Source organism: Mesorhizobium sp. M7A.F.Ca.CA.004.06.1.1, assembly GCF_003999135.1.
GTDB lineage: Bacteria > Pseudomonadota > Alphaproteobacteria > Rhizobiales > Rhizobiaceae > Mesorhizobium.
Map to the genome: position 1 here is coordinate 1 of NZ_RZPQ01001259.1, position 904 is coordinate 904.

At 64.3% G+C, this 904-nt stretch carries 2 protein-coding genes; one reads left to right on the plus strand and one right to left on the minus strand.

Features of this window, described 5'->3' with window-relative positions:
- Positions 1 to 416 (minus strand): LysR family transcriptional regulator (locus tag EN906_RS35615; RefSeq protein ID WP_164777680.1); only part of this gene is annotated, 416 nt, incomplete at its 3' end.
- Positions 417 to 504: 88 nt separating this feature from the next.
- On the opposite strand from EN906_RS35615, the gene EN906_RS35620 reads away from it, so the two are divergent.
- Positions 505 to 904: Rrf2 family transcriptional regulator (locus tag EN906_RS35620; RefSeq protein WP_164777679.1), on the plus strand; the 400-nt coding region annotated here is incomplete at its 3' end.

A 904-nucleotide genomic window follows, 5' to 3' on the forward strand; every position in this document is an offset into this window, starting at 1 on the left:
ATCAGGAGGTGTTCGAGATAATCGCCATTGTCCTCGATGGCAGAGACCTCGACGCCGGGATAGGCGCGACGGTAGCGGGCGAGCAGATCCGACAGCACATAACCGGCAACCAGCGAGGTGACGCCGAGCTGCAGCCGGCCGGCCGCCACCGCCTGCTCGCCGGAGAAAGAGCGGCGCGCGTCGGAAACGTCCGCGAGGATTTTCGTCGCGTGGCGCAGGAACTGGTGGCCCTTGTGGGTGATGTTGAGGCCACGCGGATGGCGTTCGAACAGTTCGACGCCGAGATCGCTTTCGAGCTCCTTGATCGCTTCGGTGACCGACGACTGCGAGATTGACAGGTTCTGCGCGGCGCCCGAAACCGTGCCTTGCTCGGCGACGGCGATGAAGAACTGCAACTGGCGGATGGTGAAAGCCATGGCCGGACTAAACACGGCGGACGCGATGCTGGGAAGTGGCAACCGGCGAACACTTGACGGCTTCGCCAATCGTAACTAACTAAGTTACATGAAACGCAACAGCCGACTGTCCTCGACCTTGCACATTCTCGTCCACATGGCCGAGAAGCCCGAACAGGCGCTGACCTCCGAGCAGCTTGCCACCTTCATCCACACCAATCCGGTTGTGGTCCGCCGCACCATCGCAGGCTTGCGCGATGCCGGCATCGTCACCTCGTCGCGCGGGCACGGTGGCGGCTGGCTGCTCGGGCGGGCGCCCGAGAAAATATCCCTGGCCGAGATCAGCGTCGCCCTTGGCGAGACGCTGCTGCCGTTCAGCACAGAGCCGGAAAGCCCCGGCTGCCTCGTCGAGCAGGCGGTGATCGCCGTCCTCGACGATTTTCGCATCGCCGCCGAAAGGCTGCTGGCGGAGAAGCTGAGCCGCATCACGCTGGCCGACCTGACCGCCG